Source organism: Nonomuraea sp. IBHARD001, assembly GCF_056106265.1.
The window spans coordinates 8075933-8095978 of sequence record NZ_JBWBBW010000002.1; the positions used below are offsets into that span (position 1 = coordinate 8075933).

General features: G+C 71.8%; 18 protein-coding genes. 8 read left to right on the forward strand and 10 right to left on the reverse strand.

The genetic code is table 11. The features are described from left to right. Nucleotides 1-87: 87 nt before the first annotated feature. Complete coding sequence (locus tag ACTWNK_RS38345; RefSeq protein WP_474309821.1) at nucleotides 88-759, forward strand: DUF998 domain-containing protein; 672 nt, start codon at nucleotides 88-90, stop codon at nucleotides 757-759. On the opposite strand, the gene ACTWNK_RS38350 is transcribed toward ACTWNK_RS38345, so the two are convergent. Next, on the reverse strand, nucleotides 723-1334 hold the full coding sequence (locus ACTWNK_RS38350; protein ID WP_474309822.1) for a TetR family transcriptional regulator: 612 nt from the start codon (nucleotides 1332-1334) through the stop codon (nucleotides 723-725). The two genes, ACTWNK_RS38345 and ACTWNK_RS38350, sit on opposite strands and share 37 nt — an antisense overlap. A 45-nt stretch (nucleotides 1335-1379) precedes the next feature. Beyond that, nucleotides 1380-2447: a Rossmann-fold NAD(P)-binding domain-containing protein gene (locus ACTWNK_RS38355; RefSeq protein ID WP_474309823.1), complete on the reverse strand. Its 1068-nt coding sequence runs from the start codon at nucleotides 2445-2447 to the stop codon at nucleotides 1380-1382. Between the two features lie 133 nt (nucleotides 2448-2580). Between ACTWNK_RS38355 and ACTWNK_RS38360 the strand changes: the two genes are divergently transcribed. Continuing rightward, nucleotides 2581-3774, forward strand: a complete 1194-nt coding sequence (locus ACTWNK_RS38360; protein WP_474309824.1) for an MFS transporter — start codon at nucleotides 2581-2583, stop codon at nucleotides 3772-3774. On the opposite strand, the gene iolD is transcribed toward ACTWNK_RS38360, so the two are convergent. The 7 genes from iolD to pdxR form a co-directional block, all read right to left on the reverse strand. Beyond that, the gene (gene iolD / locus ACTWNK_RS38365; RefSeq protein ID WP_474309825.1) at nucleotides 3725-5548 is read right to left on the reverse strand and encodes a 3D-(3,5/4)-trihydroxycyclohexane-1,2-dione acylhydrolase (decyclizing); all 1824 of its coding nucleotides are present in this window, start codon (nucleotides 5546-5548) and stop codon (nucleotides 3725-3727) included. The genes ACTWNK_RS38360 and iolD overlap by 50 nt on opposite strands. Then, on the reverse strand, nucleotides 5545-6366 hold the full coding sequence (gene iolB / locus ACTWNK_RS38370) for a 5-deoxy-glucuronate isomerase (RefSeq protein WP_474309826.1): 822 nt from the start codon (nucleotides 6364-6366) through the stop codon (nucleotides 5545-5547). The genes iolD and iolB overlap by 4 nt, the downstream gene beginning before the upstream one ends. Continuing rightward, on the reverse strand, nucleotides 6363-7241 hold the full coding sequence (locus tag ACTWNK_RS38375) for a Cgl0159 family (beta/alpha)8-fold protein (RefSeq protein ID WP_474309827.1): 879 nt from the start codon (nucleotides 7239-7241) through the stop codon (nucleotides 6363-6365). Before ACTWNK_RS38375 ends, iolB begins: the two co-directional genes overlap by 4 nt. Continuing rightward, complete coding sequence (gene iolC, locus ACTWNK_RS38380; protein WP_474309828.1) at nucleotides 7234-8172, reverse strand: 5-dehydro-2-deoxygluconokinase; 939 nt, start codon at nucleotides 8170-8172, stop codon at nucleotides 7234-7236. The genes ACTWNK_RS38375 and iolC overlap by 8 nt, the downstream gene beginning before the upstream one ends. After that, complete coding sequence (locus ACTWNK_RS38385) at nucleotides 8169-9011, reverse strand: TIM barrel protein (protein ID WP_474309829.1); 843 nt, start codon at nucleotides 9009-9011, stop codon at nucleotides 8169-8171. Before ACTWNK_RS38385 ends, iolC begins: the two co-directional genes overlap by 4 nt. Then, nucleotides 9008-9958, reverse strand: a complete 951-nt coding sequence (locus ACTWNK_RS38390) for a Gfo/Idh/MocA family protein (protein WP_474309830.1) — start codon at nucleotides 9956-9958, stop codon at nucleotides 9008-9010. Before ACTWNK_RS38390 ends, ACTWNK_RS38385 begins: the two co-directional genes overlap by 4 nt. Before the next feature lie 65 nt (nucleotides 9959-10023). Then, a complete protein-coding gene (gene pdxR, locus ACTWNK_RS38395) occupies nucleotides 10024-11385 on the reverse strand; it encodes a MocR-like pyridoxine biosynthesis transcription factor PdxR (RefSeq protein WP_474309831.1) in 1362 nt (453 codons plus the stop codon). 67 nt (nucleotides 11386-11452) lie between these two features. Between pdxR and ACTWNK_RS38400 the strand changes: the two genes are divergently transcribed. Beyond that, on the forward strand, nucleotides 11453-12445 hold the full coding sequence (locus ACTWNK_RS38400) for a DMT family transporter (protein WP_474309832.1): 993 nt from the start codon (nucleotides 11453-11455) through the stop codon (nucleotides 12443-12445). A 100-nt stretch (nucleotides 12446-12545) separates the two neighbouring features. Continuing rightward, nucleotides 12546-14207, forward strand: coding sequence for a fumarate hydratase (locus tag ACTWNK_RS38405; RefSeq protein WP_474309833.1), 1662 nt, complete (start codon nucleotides 12546-12548; stop codon nucleotides 14205-14207). A 3-nt stretch (nucleotides 14208-14210) separates the two neighbouring features. Here the strand turns inward: ACTWNK_RS38405 and ACTWNK_RS38410 are convergent, their stop codons facing one another. Next, complete coding sequence (locus tag ACTWNK_RS38410; RefSeq protein WP_474309834.1) at nucleotides 14211-14693, reverse strand: GNAT family N-acetyltransferase; 483 nt, start codon at nucleotides 14691-14693, stop codon at nucleotides 14211-14213. Nucleotides 14694-14895: 202 nt separating this feature from the next. Here ACTWNK_RS38410 and ACTWNK_RS38415 point away from each other — a divergent pair, with 202 nt between their 5' ends. The 4 genes from ACTWNK_RS38415 to ACTWNK_RS38430 all read left to right on the forward strand — a co-directional run bounded on the left by ACTWNK_RS38415 (nucleotide 14896) and on the right by ACTWNK_RS38430 (nucleotide 19898). Continuing rightward, complete coding sequence (locus ACTWNK_RS38415; RefSeq protein WP_474309835.1) at nucleotides 14896-15504, forward strand: superoxide dismutase; 609 nt, start codon at nucleotides 14896-14898, stop codon at nucleotides 15502-15504. A gap of 70 nt (nucleotides 15505-15574) precedes the next feature. Beyond that, the gene (locus tag ACTWNK_RS38420; RefSeq protein ID WP_474309836.1) at nucleotides 15575-16687 is read left to right on the forward strand and encodes a serine/threonine-protein kinase; all 1113 of its coding nucleotides are present in this window, start codon (nucleotides 15575-15577) and stop codon (nucleotides 16685-16687) included. Between the two features lie 70 nt (nucleotides 16688-16757). Then, nucleotides 16758-18404, forward strand: a complete 1647-nt coding sequence (locus tag ACTWNK_RS38425) for a serine/threonine-protein kinase (RefSeq protein ID WP_474309837.1) — start codon at nucleotides 16758-16760, stop codon at nucleotides 18402-18404. 96 nt (nucleotides 18405-18500) lie between these two features. Further along, a complete protein-coding gene (locus ACTWNK_RS38430; RefSeq protein WP_474309838.1) occupies nucleotides 18501-19898 on the forward strand; it encodes a class II fumarate hydratase in 1398 nt (465 codons plus the stop codon). Nucleotides 19899-20046: the final 148 nt, after the last annotated feature.

A 20046-nucleotide genomic window follows, 5' to 3' on the forward strand; every position in this document is an offset into this window, starting at 1 on the left:
GTCCGATCGCGGAGTCGGCCGCGCCGCCGTACTCGGTGAGAATGCTGTGGAAGGGGCGCCTTTCGCCCGGCGTCGAGGAAGTGGGGGATGCGGGTGCGAGCGGTGGCGTGGGCCGGGCTGGCCGGGGTCGGGGTGGGGGCGGCGGCGGTCGTGGCGCTGGATGTGGCCGCTCTGGCCGAGCGGGATCCGCTGCGCCGGACGATCAGCGAGCACGGGCTGGGCGCGCACGGCTGGATCTTCACCTCGGCCGTGCTGGTCCTCGCCCTGGGCTCGGCGGCCATCGCGGCGGCGCTGGTGCGCGGGCGGCTCGCGGGTGTGTTCGGCGCGGTGACGATGCTGGGATGGAGTGCGGGGCTGGCCGTCACCGGGTGGTTCCCCAAGCACGACTGGTCGGTGGGGCCGAGCCTGAGCGGCGACATCCATCGGGCGGGCAGCCTGGTGGCGTTCCTGTGCCTGCCGGTGGCGGCGCTGGTCATCGCGCGCAGGGGTCCGGGCGTCAGGGCGGCGGCGCTCGCACGCTGGTTCGGCGCCGGGGCGCTGGTGTGGGTGGCGGGCATCGTGGCCACGGTGGTGTGGGGAGCGGGCGCGGGGCTGGCCTGGTGGCAGGTGATGCCGCTCGGGCTGGTCGAACGCGGCCTCGCGGCCATCGAGGTGGCGGCCGTCGCCGCACTGGGCGTCTGGGCGGCGACACAGGCGACACAGGCGCCACGGACGCCGTCCGGTCAGGGCCGCAGGGCCGCGATCACATCGTCGACGTAACCCCTGAACACGGTCGCCATGTCGACCCGGTCCGGATCGATCAGCCACTGGGTCTGCAGGCCGTCCATCATCGCGATCAGCCGATCGGCGTGCGCCTCGGCGTCGAGGTCCGGCCTGAACTCACCCGCCGCCACCCCCTGGCGCAGGGCCTCGGCCACATGGGCGCGCAGGCGCCGGTAGCGGAGCCTGGCCCACGCGTGGCCCGGATGGTCGGCCGTGACCGACTCGCCGCTGATCACGGAGAACAGCTGCACGATGCCGGGCACCCTGGAGTTGTGGTCGACGACGTCGGCCAGCGCCAGCAGCGCCGTCACGCCTCGCAGGTCGCTCGCGGCGAAGCGCCGTGCGTCCTGCTCGTCGCGGTGCTCCAGGACCGCGACGAGCAGCCGGTCCTTGCTCCTGAAGTGGTGCAGCAGCCCGGCCTGCGACAGCTCGGCCCGCTCGGCGATCCTGGCCAGCGAGGCGCCCCGATAGCCGTGCTCGGCGAACTCCTGCAGCGCGATGGCCAGAATGCGCTCGCGCCTGGCCTCCCCCGCCGGATAGCCCTTGCGCCGACCGTGCGCTGCCGCTGTCATGCCGATCACTTTAACAGCGACCTACCAAGCGATCGGTATGTACGGCTAGCCGCCGAGCACCCGGTCGAGCAGGGCGGCCCGCGCCCGCAGGTCGGCCACCGCGAGCGGCTCGGCGAGTTCGGGCGCGAGCGCGGCGACGGCCGCACGGCACGCCTCGGTGAACACGACCGTGCCGTCGGCCTCGATGCGCTCGACGCCGTCTCCCGCCGCCTGGCGCTCGTTGTAGGCCACCGCGTCGGCCCGCTCGACGCCCGGCGGCAGGTCGAGGACGACCGAGCCGTCGTCGATGCGCACGGGGTACCCGCCGGGCAGACCACCGGGCGAGGCCGCCGACCAGCGCAGCGGCTCGGCGCCCGGCAGCAGCGCGTGCAGCGCGGGCACGGCGGCGGCGGCCGTGACGTGGTTGTAGCGCGGACCGGGAGCCAGCGAAGGCGCCCGGTAGGCCAGCTCGTCCGCACGCCGCCCCTCCTCACCCAGGTACACCCGGGGCCGGTCGGCGGGATCGGCGGGATCGGCGGCCTGCAGCACGCCCGCCACCTGGGCGTGATGGGCGACGACCCGGATGAGCGGCGTCACGCCCTCGGGATCGGCGGCGCGCAGGGCGGCCCTGACCCGCAGCTGGATCATCGCCACATTGCCCAGCCCGAGCGTCGGCGCCAGCCCGAGCGCGGCCAGGATCGGCCCGGTCACATCGGGAAACGACAGGTTCGCCACCGGCCCGCCGTACCCGGCCTCGCGCACCCCTCGCATGACGGCCAACGGCACCGGCACCTGGTACGGCAGGCGCAACGCGAGCCCGGCGCGTGCCACGGCCGTCGCCGCCGGGTCCTGGCGCCCGGCCATCGCCCACGGGCCGCGCAGCGAGGCGCACTGCAGCACCAGGTCGGGCCGGACGCGCTCCAGCAGCTCGGCGACCTGCCCGCTGTCGGTGGCGTCGAGGGTGGCGGGCTCGACCAGGCAGTCGGACGTGCTGACGACCGCCGCGGCGACGGCCTCGACCGTGTGCGGCGAGCGCCCGGCCAGCACCAGGCGGCCGACGTGCCCGCCCTCCCCGAGGCGGCCCGCGAGCCGCTCGCCCATGTCGCCCATTCCGATGATCAGCACAGTGCTCATCCAGGCAGCATAGGAGCGGGCCGCGCGTTCGCACGCGAGGCGGAAGAAGGCCGTCGCCCATTGACCGGCCCAGCTCGCCGCCCTAGCCTGACGGAAACCTGACTCCGCCTCACGTTCCCATCGGGAGGTCGCCGTGCCGACCCCGCGTGACCGCAAAGCCCGCATCGCCACGTTCATCGTGTTCGCCGTGCAAGGCCTGTCGTTCGCCGCGCTCCTCACCCAGGTCGCCGCCATCAAGGCCGCACACGGCCTCGACGAGGGCGAGCTCACGCTCCTGCTGCTCATCGTGCCCGTGCTGGCCGGGGCCGGCAGCGTCGCCGCCGGTGCGCTCGCCGCCCGCCGGGGCAGCAAGTGGCTGCTGCGCCTGGCGCAACCGGCCGTCGCACTCGCCGTGGTGCTGGCCGGGTTCGCGCCTGGCGTGCCCATGCTGCTGGCCGCCCTGCTGCTGTTCGGCCTGGCGGTCGGCGCCGTCGACGCGGGGATGAACATGCAGGGCGTCGCCGTCGAACGCAGGTACGGCCGTGCCGTGCTCAACGGCTTCCACTGCGTGTGGAGCGTGGCCAGCCTCGCGGGCGCCTTGTGGGCCGCGTTCGTCGCCGAACGGCTGAGCCTCGGCCCGGCGATGGCCGTACCCATGGTGCTCGCGGTGATCGGCTCGCTGGTCGCCGGGCCCGCCCTGTGCACGGTCGAGGAGGAGAAGGTCGCCCAGGAGGCACACGCACGGGCCGGGCGCATCCCGTGGGGCCCGATCATCCCGCTGTGCCTGGCGATGGCCTTCCTGTACGTCGGGGACGCGGCGGTGTCCAACTTCAGCACCGTCTACATGCAGGACGTCCTGCTGTCGAGCGCCTCGGTCGTCCCGCTCGGCTATGCCGCCTACCAGGCCACCACCCTGCTCGTCAGGCTGGGCGGCGACCTCGCCGTACGCGCCTACGGCCCCGCGGCCGTCGTCAGGATCGGCGGCGCCATCGCCACGCTCGGCTTCGCCGGGATCGTGCTCGCGCCCAGCCAGCCGCTGGCCATCATGGCGTTCGGCCTGACCGGCGTCGGCCTGTCGGTGGTGGCGCCGCAGTCGTTCTCGGCCGCCGGGCGGCTGGACCCGGCGGGCACCGGTGTGGCCATCGCCAGGGTCAACCTGTTCAACTACGTGGGCTTCATCGTCGGCGCCGCCCTGGTCGGCGGGCTGGCCGACGCGGTCGACATGCAGATCGCGTTCATCGCGCCGCTGGTGCTCGCGGCGGGCATCATCGTGCTGGCCAAGGGCTTCCAGCCGAAGCTCACAGATAAGGACGCTGCTCCCGTTTCGCCGCCAGGTAGCCCTGCCTGATCTCACCGGGCTCGTCGGCCACCGGCACGTCCCACCACGCCTGCGAGCCCGGCGCGTCGCCTCCCGGCACGGTCCTGACGTACACGACGGTCGTCCGGGCCGCCCGCCTGGCCTGACGGAGCGCCGATCGCAGCTGCGCCCTGCCGGTCACGCGCAGCACGTCGGCGCCGAGGCTGGCCGCGTTGGCCGCCAGGTCGACCGGCACCGGCTCGCCGTCGAGCTCGCCTCCCGGCCCGCGCATCCGCAAGGCCGTGCCGAGACGACCGGCGCCGACCGCCTCCGACAGCCCGCCGATCGAGGCGAACCCCTGGTTGTCGACCAGCAGCACGACCAGCTTGACGCCCTCCTGCACGGCGGTGGCGAGCTCCTGGGCCATCATCAGGTACGACCCGTCGCCGACCAGCACGACGACCTCGCGCGAGGGATCGGCGAGCTTCACCCCGAGCCCTCCGGCGATCTCGTATCCCATGCACGAGTAGCCGTACTCCACGTGATAGGCGCGAGGGTCGTCGGTGCGCCACAGCCGATGCAGGTCGCCCGGCATCGAGCCCGCCGCGTTGACCACGACGTCCGTGGGTTCGAGCACGGCCCGCAGATCCGCCAGTACGGCAGGCTGCGTCGGCTCGTCGCCCTCGAACGCCACCCGCCGCCACCAGTCGTCGGCCAGCTCCCTCGCCCTGGCGCTCCAGGCGGCGTCGGCCCGCCAGGCTCCCAGGTCGAGGGCGTCCAGCGCCTGCCTGGCGTCGGCCACCAGCATGAGGCCCGCGTGCTTGGCCGCGTCGAAGGCCGCCACGTTCACATTGACGAACCTCGCCCCGCCGAACAGGGTGCGTGAGGCCGTGGTGAAGTCGGTGTACCTGGTGCCGATCCCGATCACGAGATCGGCCTCACGCGCCAGGGTGTTGGCCGCCGCCGTGCCCGTGTGCCCGATCGCGCCCACCGCGCACGGATGGCCGGAGGGCAGGCAGCCCCTCCCGGCCTGCGTCTCGGCGACGGGGATGCCGTGGGCCTCGGCGAACTCGCGCAGCCGATGCCAGGCCTCGCTGTGCACGACGCCGCCGCCCGCCACGATCAGCGGCCTGCGCGAGGCCGTGATCGCGGCGACGGCACGCGTGAGCGCCGCCGGTTCCGGCACCGGCCGCGCCACGTGCCAGACCCTGCGCTCGAACAGCTCCGGCGGCCACTGCCAGGACTCGGCCTGCACGTCCTGCGGCAGGGCCAGCGTCACCGCGCCCGTCTCGGCCGGATCGGTGAGCACCCGCATGGCCGACAGCAGCGCCGAAGGCAGCTGCTCGGGCCTGGTGACGCGGTCGAAGAACCTGGAGACCGGCCGCAGGCAGTCGTTGACCGAGACGTCGGCGCAGCGCGGGTCCTCCAACTCCTGCAGCACCGTGCCCGCCGCCCGCGTGGCGAACACGTCGCCGGGCAGCAGCAGCACCGGCAGCCTGTTGATCGTGGCGAGCGCCGCGCCCGTCACCAGGTTCGTCGCGCCCGGCCCGACCGACGTCGTACAGGCGAACGTCGACAGCCGCCCCCTCGCCCGCGCGAACCCGGCCGCCGTGTGCACCATGGCCTGCTCGTTGCGCGCCGAATAGTACGGCAGCGCCGAGCCCAGCCCCGCGCCCTGCGCGGCCAGCGCCTGGCCGATCCCGGCGACGTTGCCGTGGCCGAAGATGCCGAAGCACCCTTCGATCAGCCGATGCTCGACGCCGTCGCGTTCGGAGTGCTGCACGGCGAGGAAGCGGACGAGCGCCTGTGCGACCGTCGCCCTCATCGGTCGCCACGCCCGAACGGCAGCCTGGGGTCGAGCGGCTGGTCGAACCAGGTGCCCCTGATCCAGCTGTGCCTGGGGTCGTCGTGGAAGGCCATCGAGCGCACCGGGGCCGGGCCGGCCAGCACGTTGAGGTAGTACAGGTCGTAGCCGGGCGAGGCCATCGAGGGGCCGTGGTAGCCGCGCGGCACGAGGACGACGTCGCCGCCCGACACCTCGGTCAGCACCTCGTGCCCGCCGTACACGCGCTGGTAGCCGGGGCCGCCCTCGAAGTAGTAGATCTCCTCAAGCTCGGCCTCGCGCTCGGAGGCGGTGTCGTGCTTGTGCGGCGGGTAGGAGGACCAGTTGCCGCCGGGGGTGAGCACCTCGACCGAGACGAGCTTGTCGCAGTCGAAGGCGTCGGGTGCGCAGAAGTTGTTGACCTGCCTGCTGGCCTGGCCCGCTCCCCTGATCTCGACGGGCACCTTGCCCGCCGGGCCGTACCTGAAGGGGAAGCTCCTGGTGGCGCGGGCCGACGGCAGCGCGAAGCGACCGCCGCCCGTGAGACGGACCCGGCAGCCGATCGGCAGGTAGGCGAAGTCGCTCACCCCGTCGAAGACCGAGTCCCGTCCGGCCAGCTCGATACGGGAGCCCTCGGCCTCGACCACGCAGGAGCCGGTCAGCGGGAGCACCAGCATCTCCTCGTCGCCGGTCTCGAACGACAGGCTCTCGCCCGACAGCTGCACGACCTTCAGCCCGCAGTAGGTCCATCCCGCGGACTCGGCGGTGATCTCGACCGACCAGGGCGCCCTGGCGCTCGTGCCCGCGGGGATGTACGTCATCGGTCCTCCAGCATCGCGACCGCGCTGTCCACTGCTGTGGCCACGTCGTCGTCGGGAGGGTAGAGCAGTGCGCGCCCGACCACCAGACCACGCACGCCGGGCAGCCGCAGCGCCTCACGCCAGGCGGCACGGGCGAGGCCGGGCGCGGGGCCGGGATCGCCGCCGAGCAGCAGCGCGGGCAGCGTCGTGGCGCGCATCACGCGCTCCATGTCGTCCACGACGGGCAGCTTGAGCCAGGTGTGGGCCGAGGTCGCGCCGAGCCCCTGCCCGACGCTGATCGCCCTGATCACGGCGTCGGCCGACAGGTCATGCCCCGAACGGCCCGACCAGAACGGCTCCACCAGCGCGAGCAGGCCCTCGCCCGCCAGCTCGGTGACCGCCCTGGCGCACGCCTCCAGCGTGGCGGCCGTGCCCGGCTCCTGCAGCGCGATCCTGCACAACATCTTGCCGCCGTCCAGGCGCATGCGCACGATCGAGCGCGTGTCGTACGCGGTGAACCTGTCGTCGAACTCGAAGACGGCGCCCTGGAGGCCGCCCCTGTTCATCGAGCCGATGACCACCTTGTCGTCGAGCACGCCGAGCAGCAGCAGGTCCTCGACGACGTCCGGCGTGGCCAGCACCCCGTCGACGCCCGGCCTGGCCAGCGCCACGCACAACCGGCCGAGCAGGTCGACCCTGCTGCCCATGGCCAGCGGCCTGCCACCGACCCCGAGCGCGCCCCTGGCCGGGTGGTCGGCTGCGATGATCATGAGCTGGTCGCGTTCGGCGAGCAGCGGCCTGCGCCTGCGTACGGCCGCGGCCAGGGCGATGCGCTCGGGGGTGCGCGCCCTGATCGTCCTGACGTCGTCGAGCGTGACCGTCTTCGGCTCAGGCACCGGCCAGCACCTCTTCGACCTCGGCGACGGTCGGCATCGCCGGTGCGCAGGCCGGCCGTCCCGCCACGATCGCACCGGCCGCGTTGGCGAAACGCAGCACACGCTCAAGCGGCCATCCGGCCAGCAGCCCGTGACACAGCGCCCCGCCGAACGCGTCGCCGGCGCCGAGCCCGTTGACCACCTCGACCGCCACCGGCGGCACGACGACCGTCTCGCCGTTGGTCATCCCGAGCACGCCCTTGGCGCCCTGCTTGACGATCGCCAGCTTCACCCCTGCCGTGAGCAGCGTCTCGGCCGCGACGTGCGGCTCGGTCGTGCCGGTCGCGACCTCCATCTCCTCGATGTTGCCCACCGCGACCGTCACGTGCGCCACGGCCTCACGCGCCGCCGCCCTCGCCTGGTACGGCGAGCCCCAGAACGCCGCACGGTAGTCCAGGTCCAGCACGGTGAACGGCCTGCGCCCCCTGGCCCGCCAGGCGGCGAGGTGCGCCGAGCGCGAAGGCTCCTGCGACAGGCCGGTGAGCGTCGCCCAGAACACCCGCGCCGAGCCGATCGCGTCGAGGTCGAGCTCCTCGGCGGCGATCTCCAGGTCCGGCGCCTTGGGCGCGCGGTAGAAGAACAGCGGGAAGTCGTCCGGCGGCCTGATCTCGCAGAACGTCACCGGCGTGGGCAGCGACGGCACGGTGCCGACATGGGAGTCGTCGACGCCGTAGGAACGCAGGGCGTCGTGCAGGAAGGCCCCGAACGGGTCGTCGCCGGTCCGGGTGATCACCGCGCTCGACCGGCCGAGCCGGGCCGAGGCGACGGCCACATTGGCCGGGCTGCCGCCGAGGTACTTGCCGAACGTCTCGACCTCGCGCAGCGACAGGCCGATCTGCAGGGGGTAGATGTCGACCCCGATCCGTCCCATGGTCAGGACGTCATGGCTCACCCGAGGCTCCCGAGGTAGGCCAGACCCGTCCTGACGTCGGCCTGCGGGTCGTCGAGCTCGGAGGTGAGCACGACGTCCTGCTCCATGACGTACCACCCGGCGTAGCCTTCGGCCTCCAGCGCGGCGACGATCGCGGCGATGTCGGCGTCGCCCGAGCCGAGCGGCCGGTAGAGCCCCTGGCGCACGGCCTGGGAGTAGGTGAGCTCACGCGAGACGACCTTGGCGGCGAGTCCGGCCGAGACGTCCTTCAGGTGCACGTGCCCGACGCGGCCCGGCGCGGCCCTGACCAGCTCCAGCGGATCGGCGCCGCCGAGGAGCACGTGCCCGGTGTCCAGGCACAGCGGCACCGCGCTGCCGGCGAGCACGCGCTCGATCTCCGCACGCGACTCCACCATGGTGCCCACATGCGGGTGCAGGCAGACCGGGAGCGACGACGCCTTCGCGACCCGGTCGAGGTTGCGCAGCAGCGTCTTCCAGCCCTTGTCGTCGAGGACCGGCCTGGCGTCGTAGCCCTCGGTGCCGGTGTCGGCGGCCAGGACGAGCGTCTCGACCCCGCCCTCGGTGAAGTCGTTGAGCCTGCCGCGTACCTCGGGCAGCGGGTCGTAGCGCGGCTCGTGCAGCATGACGGGCACGAACCCGCCCACCGGCGTGAGCCCGTACCCGGCCAGCATCGCACGACGGCGCGTGGGCGAGGCGGGCAGGAAGCCGTCGGGGCCGAGTTCGGTGGCGTTCAGGCCGAGCTCGCGCATCTCCTCCAGCACACGCTCCCGGTCGAGCTGGAACCCCCAGCCGGGCACCTCGCACACCCCCCAGGAGATCGGCGCTGCCGCGATCTTCATCGGACCACCTCCACGACGGCGACGGGACGGGCTTCACGCCGCGAGGTCTCCGCGGCCTCGGCGACGTACAGGGCGGCCAGCGCGTCCTCGATCGAGCACGGCGTCTCGCGTTCGCCCCTGGCCGCCTCAAGGAAGGCGGCGAGCTCGGCGCGGTAGGCCTCTCGGAAGCGCGTGACGAAGTCGGGCCACGGCTCGCCGCCGGGTTGCAGGCCTTCGGCGCTGGTCAGCGGCGTGCGCGGGCCGAGCCCCACGGCCTGGGTACGGCGGGTGCCCGACACCTCCATGCGGACGTCGTACCCGGCGCCGTTGTAGCGCGAGCCTTGCAGGGTGGCCAGGGTGCCGTCGTCGAGGGTGAGCAGCGCGGCGCTGGTGTCGGCGTCCGCCGCTTCGGCGAAGTAGGCCGCTCCCCTGTTGGCGCCGGTCGCGTAGACGGTCTCGACCTCGCGCGAGGTGACCCAGCGCAGGATGTCGAAGTCGTGGATGTGGCAGTCGCGGTAGATGCCGCCCGAGTGCGCCACGTAGGCGGCGGGCGGCGGCGCCGGGTCGGCGCTCTGCATGTGCACCCGGTGCAGCTCGCCCAGCTCCCCTGCCCGCAGCGCCGCCCTGGCCGCGGCGTATCCGGCGTCGAAACGGCGCTGGAAGCCGATGTGCACGACATTGTCCCTGCGGGCCTTGAGCACCGCGATCGTCTCCTCGACGCTGCCCGCGACCGGCTTCTCGCAGAAGACGGGCAGGCCGCGTGCGCAGGCCTCGATCAGCAGGTCGGCGTGGGTGCTGGTCGGCGTCGCGATGACGAGGGCGTCGGTGTCGAACGGGTCGCCCGGCCTGCCCCATGGGCTGGTCCTGGCTGGGTCGGCGTCGGCCACGACGAGGTCGTCGGCCAGAGCGGCGAGGGTCTCGGCATGGAAGGCGCCGATCCTGCCCAGTCCCAACAGACCCACACGCATGACACCCTCCGCCGGTTTCGCGTGACATGCCGGACGGCTTCCAGTTCTAGGGCAGAATGTCGCAGTCAGTCAATCTTTTGTCCTGACATTCTGACCTTTGCGGCCAGCTCCCGAACGGCCTGATCCGCCCGGTGAGCAGGCACTCTGGCGAAGCCGATCACCACGGCCGGTGGCCCCGGCGTGAACCGCATCTGCCCGAGCGCCTCCCCGGCCAGCCCCACGCTCACCGCATCGGCGGCCACGGCCTCCTCGTCCCATCCTGTGGGCAGATCGGCGTAGATGTGGAGTCCGGCCTGGATTCCGCTGACACGCACGGGGGGCAGGTGCTCGGCCAGCGCCCTGACCATGGCGTCCCTTCGCCGCTTGTACTCGCGGCGCATGTGCCGCAGATGCCGTTCGTAGGCGCCGGTGCGCAGGAAGTGGGCCAGGGCGTACTGCTCGATGACCGGCGAGCCGAGGTCGAGCTCCTCCCTGGCCTTCCTGACGGCGACGGCGATGGCCGGGGGCGCGGCGATCCAGCCGAGTCGCAGGCCCGGCGCGAGTGCCTTGCTGGCGCTGCCCGACAGGATCACCCGGTCGGGGGCCAGGCCCTGCAGGCAGCCGACCGGCTCTCGGTCGAACCTCAGCTCGGCGTCGTAGTCGTCCTCCAGCACGATCCCGCCCCAGTCGACCAGCGCGGCGCGCCGCCTCGGCGAGAGCACGACGCCCGTCGGGTACTGGTGCGCCGGGGTCACCAGCGCCGCCTCGGCGCCGCTCGCCCGCAGGTCGTCCACCACCAGCCCCTCACGGTCGACCGGCACGGGCGCCAGCTCGGCGCCCGCCCTGCGCAGCAGCGGCACCTGGCGATGGCTCGTGGGGTCCTCCACGGCCAGCCGTACCCCGGCGCCCAGGACGTGCAGCACCAGGCTGAGCCCCTGGGCGACGCCGCCGACGACGGCGAGGTTCTCCGGGCGCACGTCGGCGGCGCGTACCCTGCGCAGATACCCGGCGAGCTCCTCGCGCAGCTCCGGCACGCCGCCCGGGTCGCCGTAGTCCAGGCCGTCCGACGGCACGGTCGCCAGCACGTGCCGCACCGCGGCCAGCCATCGCTCCCTCGGGAAGAACGTCAGGTCGGGCGAGGTCGCGCGATACCCGTGGTGCGGCGGCCCCGGCGGAGAGGCGGGCACGACCTCCTCGCGCGCCCTGGCGGGGGCCACCCTGGTGCCCGCGCCCACCTTCGCGGTGAGGAACCCCTCGGCGACCAGCTGCTCGTACGCCTCGACCACGACGCCGCGCGAGACGCCGAGATCGGCCGCGAGGTCCCTGCTGGCCGGGAGCCGCGTCTCGGGGGCGAGCCTGCCGCTCCTGATCGACTCGCGCAGCTCGGCGGCCACCTGTCCGGCGAGCGCGCCCCTGCCTCTGTCGACCGCGATGTGCAGGTCGGCCAATTGGACCTCGATTCCACCCTCAGATTGGACTCCACAAACGAACCAATACCTTCCTAGCATCTCCGCCATGTCCTTGCGAAGCCCTGCCCTCATGGCCGCGACCGCGATGTTCCTCGTCGGCACCCTCGCCGCGGTCTCCGCCCTGATCGGCGACTACCCCGTGTACGGCGGGCAGGCGGTGCGCTATCTCGCCGCCTCGGTCATCCTGCTCCTCGTGGCCAGGCTGACCGGGCTGCGCGCGGTCAGGCCCGGCGCGCGCGACACCGGGCTGCTGCTGGCGCTGGCCGCGCTCGGCCTCGTGCTGTTCAACGTGTGCGTCATCGAGTCGGCCAGGCACGCGGGCCCCACCCTCGTCGGCACCGTCCTGGGAACGGTCCCGTTGTTCCTCGCCATGGTCGGCGGGCGACCCGCCCTGCGCCTGGTGATCGGCGCGGGTGTCGTCGTGACCGGGGCGACGCTGGCCACCGGTCTCGGCAGCGGCAACCTGCCCGGCCTGCTGTGGGCGCTCGGCGCGCTCGGGACCGAGATGTCGTTCTCGCTGCTGGCCATCCCGCTGCTGCCCAGGCTGGGGGCGATCCGGGTGTCGGCGTACTCGACGGCGCTGGCCGTGCCCATGCTGGTCGCGCTCGGGCTGGTCTTCGAGGGGAGTGAGATGCTCCGGGCGCCCACGGCCGCCGAGGCGTGGGCGCTGACCTACCAGTCGGTGATCGTCACGACCGTGGCCTTCTTCCTTTGGTACTCCGCGCTGCCCAGGCTCGGCCCGAGCAGCGCGGGGCTGTTCGCGGGGCTGATCCCGGTCGGCGCCATCGCCGGGGGCCTGGTGATCGGCCTCGGTGCTCCCACCGGGGCCGACCTGCTGGGCGCCGGCCTGGTCGTCGCCGGGATCGGCGTGGGACTCAGCGCCCGGTCAGCGCGTCGGCCACTGGCCGTTCCTGATGCCCGTCAGGACGATGACGAGCAGCGAGACCACGAGCCCGGCCATGATGAGCACACCCAGGGCCATCACAGCGATATGTCCGGCTTCCATGATTCCTCCCGTTCTGAGCCTGTCGTGAGGTAGTTCGGTCCGCGCCGGTCACGGGGGTCCCTCGGACTGTTCATCTTCGAGGAGATATCGCGGCTTGCCGTACCCTCTATGAGGACCGAAAGGATCGAGGGACATGCCCGAGTTCGACTACACCGACCTGCTTCCGCTCGGCGCCGACGAGACCGAGTATCGGCTCATCACCGCGGAGGGGGTGCGGAAGGTCGAGGCCGCCGGGCGCACCTTTCTCGAGGTGGACCCCGAGGCGCTGAGGCTGCTGACCGAGACCGCCGTGCACGACATCTCGCACTTTCTCCGCTCCTCGCATCTCGCGCAGCTCCGCAAGATCATCGAGGACCCGGAGTCCAGCGGCAACGACAGGTTCGTCGCACTCGACCTGCTGAAGAACGCCTCCATCTCGGCCGGTGGCGTGCTGCCCATGTGCCAGGACACCGGCACCGCGATCGTCATGGGCAAGCGTGGCCGCCACGTGCTCACCGACGGGCGCGACGCCGAGCACATCTCGCGCGGTGTCTACGACGCCTACACCAAGCTCAACCTGCGTTACTCGCAGATGGCGCCGCTGAGCATGTGGGAGGAGAAGAACACCGGCAGCAACCTGCCCGCCCAGATCGAGCTCTACGCCGAGGGCGACGACGCCTACAAGCTGCTGTTCATGGCCAAGGGCGGCGGATCGGCCAACAAGTCCTTCCTGTACCAGGAGACCAAGGCGGTGCTCAACGAGAAGCGCATGCTGGCCTTCCTGGAGGAGAAGATCCGCTCGCTCGGCACCGCGGCCTGCCCGCCGTACCATCTGGCGATCGTGGTGGGCGGGACGTCGGCCGAGTTCGCGCTGAAGACGGCCAAGTACGCCTCGGCGCGGTATCTGGACTCCATCCCGACCGAGGGGTCCGCCTCGGGGCACGGGTTCCGCGATCTCGACCTGGAGGCCAAGGTCTTCGAGCTGACGCAGCGGCTCGGCATCGGGGCGCAGTTCGGCGGCAAGTACTTCTGCCACGACGTGCGGGTCATCAGGCTGCCCAGGCACGGCGCCTCCTGCCCCGTGGCCGTCGCCGTGTCGTGCTCGGCCGACCGTCAGGCGCTTGCCAAGATCACCGCGGACGGTGTGTTCCTGGAGAGGCTGGAGACCGACCCGGCCAGGTTCCTGCCGGAGACCACCGATGCCCATCTGTCGGACGACGTCGTGCGCATCGACCTCAACCGGCCGATGCCGGAGATCCTCGCCGAGCTGACGAGGTACCCGGTCAAGACGCGTCTTTCACTGTCCGGCCCGCTCGTCGTGGCCCGTGACATCGCCCATGCCAAGATCGCCGAGCTGCTCGACGCGGGTGGCGAGATGCCGCAGTACCTCCGCGACCACGCCGTCTACTACGCCGGGCCCGCCAAGACGCCCGAAGGTTATGCCTCCGGCTCGTTCGGGCCGACCACGGCCGGTCGCATGGACTCCTACGTCGAGCGCTTCCAGGCCGAAGGCGGCTCGATGGTCATGCTGGCCAAGGGCAACAGGTCCAAGCAGGTCACCGACGCGTGCCAGAAGTACGGCGGCTTCTACCTCGGCTCGATCGGCGGACCCGCCGCACGCCTGGCCCTGGACTGCATCAAGAAGGTCGAGGTGCTGGAGTACCCCGAGCTCGGCATGGAGGCCGTCTGGAAGATCGAGGTCGAGGACTTCCCCGCCTTCATCGTGGTCGACGACAAGGGCGAGGACTTCTTCACCGACACGACCGGCCCCGTCCTCACCATCGGCAAGGGCCCGCGCACCGGCACCCTGGCCTGACCCCTACGGCGAGACGTAGACACGCAGGGCGATTCCCTGCGTGGTGAAGTCGCAGGCCGCCCGCCAGCCCAGCCGTTCGTACAGGCGTACGGCGGGCTCGGCGGCCGGTGAGGTGATCAGCCAGCAGGCGCGGTCGGCGCTCACCTTCCCGACCAGCCGGGCGCCGAGCCCCCTGCCGCCGAAACGCGGATCGACGGCGACCTCCCTGAGGATGTGACGGCCCTGGAGGCCGGCGACTCCCTCGGGTCCGAGTCGCGCCTCGATCGCGTCATGGGTGGCGTCCCGCGGCCAGTGCGGCTCGGGCGGGAGCGTGTAGGCGAAACCGGCGGGCTCGCCGTCGGCCCACACACCTTCGAAGACGCAGCCGGGCACGGCCCTGTGCTGGTCCAGGCGCTGGGCGAAGGCGGCGAACTCTCCCGGTCCCTCGTTCCACGGCGGTTGCGCGAACGCCGCCGCGTAGACACGCCGAACCTCCAGTGCCTCCACGGCGACCCCCGGAGCCGGAGAAGCGTACGCGGACGGGCCATCGAGAGCCCGTCCGCGCAAGCAGGACCAAACTGACACCTGCCATGATGCTGTAATTGCGAGCAAGTTGCAATAACACGGAGTCCTAGGTCGCAAGACTGATGCACTTGCATGGAAGTTGCAATAGTGTCGGGATCGCAAAGATCAACTAGGAGGTAAGCCCATGGGTGACTACACCCTGCCGGACATGCCCTACGACTACTCGGCCCTGGAGCCCGCCATCACCGGCGAGATCCTGGAGCTGCACCACGCCAAGCACCACGCGGCCTATGTCAAGGGCGCCAACGACACCCTGGAGAAGCTGGCCGAGGCCAGGGACAAGAGCGAGTTCGGCGGCATCGTCGGACTGGAGAAGACGTTCGCGTTCAACCTCTCCGGGCACGTGCTGCACTCGATCTTCTGGGAGAACCTCTCCCCCGACGGCGGCGACCGCCCCGACGGTGTGCTCGGCGACGCCATCACCGAGCACTTCGGCTCCTTCGAGGCCTTCCAGAAGCAGCTCACCACGGCCACGACGCTCGTGCAGGGCTCGGGCTGGGGCATCCTCGCCTGGGAGCCGCTCGGCAAGCGCCTCATCGTCGAGCAGGTCTACGACCACCACGGCAACGTCGGCATGAACACGACACCGATCCTGGTGTTCGACGCGTGGGAGCACGCTTACTATCTGCAGTACCGCAACGTCAGACCGGATTACGTACATAAGCTCTGGGATCTGATCAACTGGAACGACGTCGCGCGGCGCTTCACTGACGCGACAGGTCAGACTTCCTGACTGAACATCGCAATAATTTATCGGCCCCGCCTCTACAGGTAGGTTTCCGCAAATAGGTAAGCTGCCACCCATGCGTGCGCCGTCCGGTTACCTCCTAGCCGCGCGCTATCGGCTGATGGAGCCGGTCGGCCGCGGCGGCATGGGCACCGTTTGGCGAGCTCATGACGAGCTTCTCGATCGCCATGTGGCGGTCAAGGAGGTCCGCATGCCGACGGTCCTCGACGAGGACCTGCGCGCCGAGCTGTGCGCACGCACCGAGCGTGAGGGCAGGGCCACCGCCATGGTCGCCCATCCGTCGGTCATCACCGTCTTCGACGTGGTCACCGAGGACGAGCGCCCCTGGATCGTGATGGAGCTGCTCCAGGCCAGATCGCTGGAGCAGCTCATCCAGGAGGAAGGACCGCTCCCGCCGCGCCGCGCCGCCGAGATCGGCAGGCAGATCCTGGGCGCGCTGCGCGCCGTGCACGCCAAGGGCATCCTGCATCGCGATGTGAAACCGAGCAATGTCCTGGTGACCGACGACCGCGCCGTGCTCACCGACTTCGGACTGGCCGCCTTCGAGGGCGACGCGTCCATCACCCAGGCCGGGATCGTACTCGGATCGGCCGGATATATCGCCCCCGAGCGCGTGCTCGGCGCCAAGGCCAGCCCCTCGGCCGACCTCTGGTCGCTGGGCGCCACCCTCTACACCGCCGTCGAAGGCAGGGGCCTGCACGGCCGCAGGACGGCCGCCGCCGCCCTGGCCGCCCTGACCAGCGGCGAGCCGATCCCGATGGCCAAGGCCGGGCCACTCGTCCCCGTGCTCGACGCCCTGCTGCGCATCGACCCCGACACGCGGCTCGACTCCGTGCGCGCCTCGCTCATGCTGGCCCGGGTCGCCGCCGGAGGATCGGCCGAAGAACCGCTGGCCCAGGCCGCGCGCAAGGCGGTGCGCACGCCGCCCTCGATCCCCGTGCCGCCCTTCAGCCGCAGGCCGAGCCACCGGGGCCTGCATCGGGCCGACGCCGTGCCGACCTCGCCCGTGCCGATGCCCCGAGGCCACCGGCGTCCGCTCGAAGGCAACCACCGCAAACCCCTGGACGTACGGCCGGATCCGACGCCGCTGACGAGGCTCCGGACCAAGATGATCAGGTTGTTCCTGCCCCGCGTCTTCTGGCCCAGGGAACTACGCAAGCGCGGGTAGCAACTCGCGGGTAGCAACTTCGCAAGCCCGGGTAAAGCGATATCCAAGTCAAAATGGATATCTTCATCTCATGCCGGAACAGCAGCCGCGCCTGCTCGCTGAACGATACGAGCTGATCACACCGATCGGCCGAGGAACCATGGGCACCGTCTGGCGAGCCCGCGACCGCGTGCTCGGCCGTGAGGTAGCGATCAAGGAGATCCGCCAGGACCGTGGTCTCAGCGAGGACCAGCGCCACGAACTACGCGAGCGCATGGTGCGCGAAGGCCGCACGGCGGCACGGATCAACCACCCGAGCGTCGCCTCCATCCATGACGTGCTCATTCACGACAACAGCCCATGGATCATCATGGAGCTGGTCGAGGCCCGATCCCTCGAACAGGTCATCGACGAGGAGGGGCCGCTGCCGCCCAGGCTCGTGGCCGAGATCGGCGTCGACCTGCTCAGCGCCCTGCGCGCCGCGCACCTGCTCGGCATCACCCATCGCGACGTCAAACCGGCCAACGTCCTGGTCACCGAGACCGGCCGGGTGGTGCTGACCGACTTCGGCATCGCCAAGTCCGAAGGGGATACGAACCTCACCAAGACCGGTATGGTCATCGGCTCCCCCGGATATACGGCGCCGGAACGCGCCAGAGGTGAGTACACCGGGCCGGAGTCCGACATCTGGTCGCTCGGGGCCACGCTGTACTTCGCCGTCGAGGGCCGCCCCGCCTACGAACGCTCGACGGTCGCCGAGACGCTCTCGGCCCTGATGTCGGAGAAGGTCGACACGCCGACCCAGGCCGGACCGCTGCGTCCCGTGCTCGACGGCCTCCTGCACAAGGACCACGTCAGACGGCTCAGCGCCGCCAAGGCCGAGACCATGCTCCGGATGATCGCCGACACGCCGTCGAGCGACTCGGGGCCGCATCCCGTGAGCGAGCCGCCAGGCGACTACGACCCGGACCGCACGGTCATGGTCGTCAGGCCCAAGGGCGGCTTCCCGCCCCGCCCCGCAGAGACCGCCCCACGCAAGCCCGCCGCCTCCCCCACCTCTGCCGACGACGAGGGCACGATCACCACCTCACGCATCGACATCGGCCGTCCCCGCACCGGCGTTCCTCCGATCGGCGCGCCCGACTCCCCGCAGCCGCCCGGCAGGCCGGTCTTCCCCGTACGCGACGAGCCCTCCTCCGCACGCCCTACGCCCGGCGCGAGGCCGCCCCTGGGCGAGCCCGGCACGCAGGGCCCCTCCCACGGACAGGGCGCCTTCCAGGCACGCCCGGACAGCGCCGCACCGGGAGGCGCGTTCGCCCCGGGCAACACCCCCGGCGCCGGGCACTTCGGAGCCGCCCATCCACAAGGCCCAGCCCATCCACAGAACCAGGCCCACCCGCAGGCCCCGCCCGGCGCACACCAGGGCTTCCCACCCTCGACACCCCCCGGCGGCCCCCAGAGCTTCCCCATGGACCCGAACAGCTATCCCGGCAACCTCCAGGGCAACCCCCCGGGCGCCCACCCCCACGACGCCTCTCCGGGCGGCCAAGACCCCCATGGAGGACCGATCCAGGGCATACCGAACAGCAGCCAGGGCCTGGGCACCGACCTGTTCGCCATCTCGAACGGCCCCCAGCCGTCGAAGGGCGCGAGAACCGGCATGCTCATCCTCATCGCCGTGGCCGCCGTCGCCGCCGTGATCATCGCCATCCTCATCGTCGCCGCCTTCGCCTCCTGAGGCCCGGCCCTCGCTCTCCACCCGAGCGAGGGCCGACAAGCCGACAACGGGCGAGGCGCCCCCGCGTCTCACCACCCGATCGCACAGACTGTGGTCATGAGCGACTATCGGATCGAGCACGACTCCATGGGCGAGGTACGCGTTCCGAAGGGGGCGCTTTGGCGGGCCCAGACCCAGCGGGCGGTGGAGAACTTCCCCGTGTCGGGCAGGGGGCTCGAACCCGCGCACATCGCCGCACTGGGCCTGGTCAAGGCGGTGGCCGCCGAGGTGAACGGCGAGCTCGGCGTCATCCGCGAGGACCTCGCCGAGGCCATCGCCGAGGCGGCGGCCGATGTGGCGGAGAACGAGCACGACGACCAGTTCCCCGTCGACGTGTTCCAGACCGGCTCGGGCACCTCATCGAACATGAACGCCAACGAGGTGATCGCCACCTTGGCCGAGCACAGGCTGGGCAGGCCCGTGCACCCCAACGACGACGTGAACGCCTCCCAGTCCTCCAACGACGTCTTCCCCACCTCCATCCACGTGGCCGCCGCGACCGAGGTCGTCTTCCACCTGCTGCCCGCCCTTGAGCACCTGGAGCAGGCCCTGCGCGCCAAGCAGGAGGAGTACGCCGACGTCGTCAAGGCCGGCCGTACCCATCTCATGGACGCCACGCCGGTGACGCTCGGCCAGGAGTTCGGCGGCTACGCCACCCAGGTGTCGCGCTCGGCCGAACGGGTGAGCGGCACGCTGGGACGGCTGGTGGAGCTCCCGCTGGGCGGCACGGCGGTCGGCACGGGCATCAACACCCCGCCCGGCTTCGCGAAGAAGGCGATCACGAAGCTGCGTGAGGCGACGGGCATCCCGTTCACCGAGGCGGGCGACCACTTCGAGGCGCAGAGCGCACGTGATGCCATCGTGGAGCTGTCGGGCCAGCTCAGAAGCACCGCGGTCGCCCTGAACAAGATCGCGAACGACCTCCGCTGGATGGGATCGGGCCCGCGCGCCGGCCTGGGCGAGATCAACCTGCCCGACCTGCAGCCGGGCTCCTCGATCATGCCGGGCAAGGTGAACCCGGTCATCCCCGAGGCCGTGACGATGGTCGCCGCCCAGGTCATCGGCAACGACGCGGCCATCGCGTTCGCGGGCGCTTCGGGCTCGTTCGAGCTGAACGTGCAGCTGCCGGTGATCGCACGCAACATCCTGGAGTCGATCAGGCTGCTGGCCAACGTCTCGCGCCTGCTGGCCGACCGATGCGTGAGCGGCATCACGGCGAACGTGGAACGCCTGCGCGAGTACGCCGAGTCCTCCCCCTCGATCGTGACGCCCCTCAACAGGCACGTGGGCTACGAGGAGGCGGCCAGGATCGCCAAGCAGGCCCTGGCCGAGCGCAAGACCATCCGCCAGGTCGTCGTCGAACGCGGCCACACCACCGGCGGCCCCCTTACCGAACCCGAACTCGACGCCCTCCTGGACGTCCTGTCGATGACCAGGCCCCCCGAAACCCCCTGAACGTACGGCAGGCCACCCCCTGCTCCCAGGTGAGCACGTGGCCGGGCCCCACCGCCCGACGCCCCTCACGCCGACTCCGGCGGGCCGCCGTCACATCGCCCGGCACACGGCCAGGCACCCGGCCCGGCACACGGTCCGCCGGTGAGGC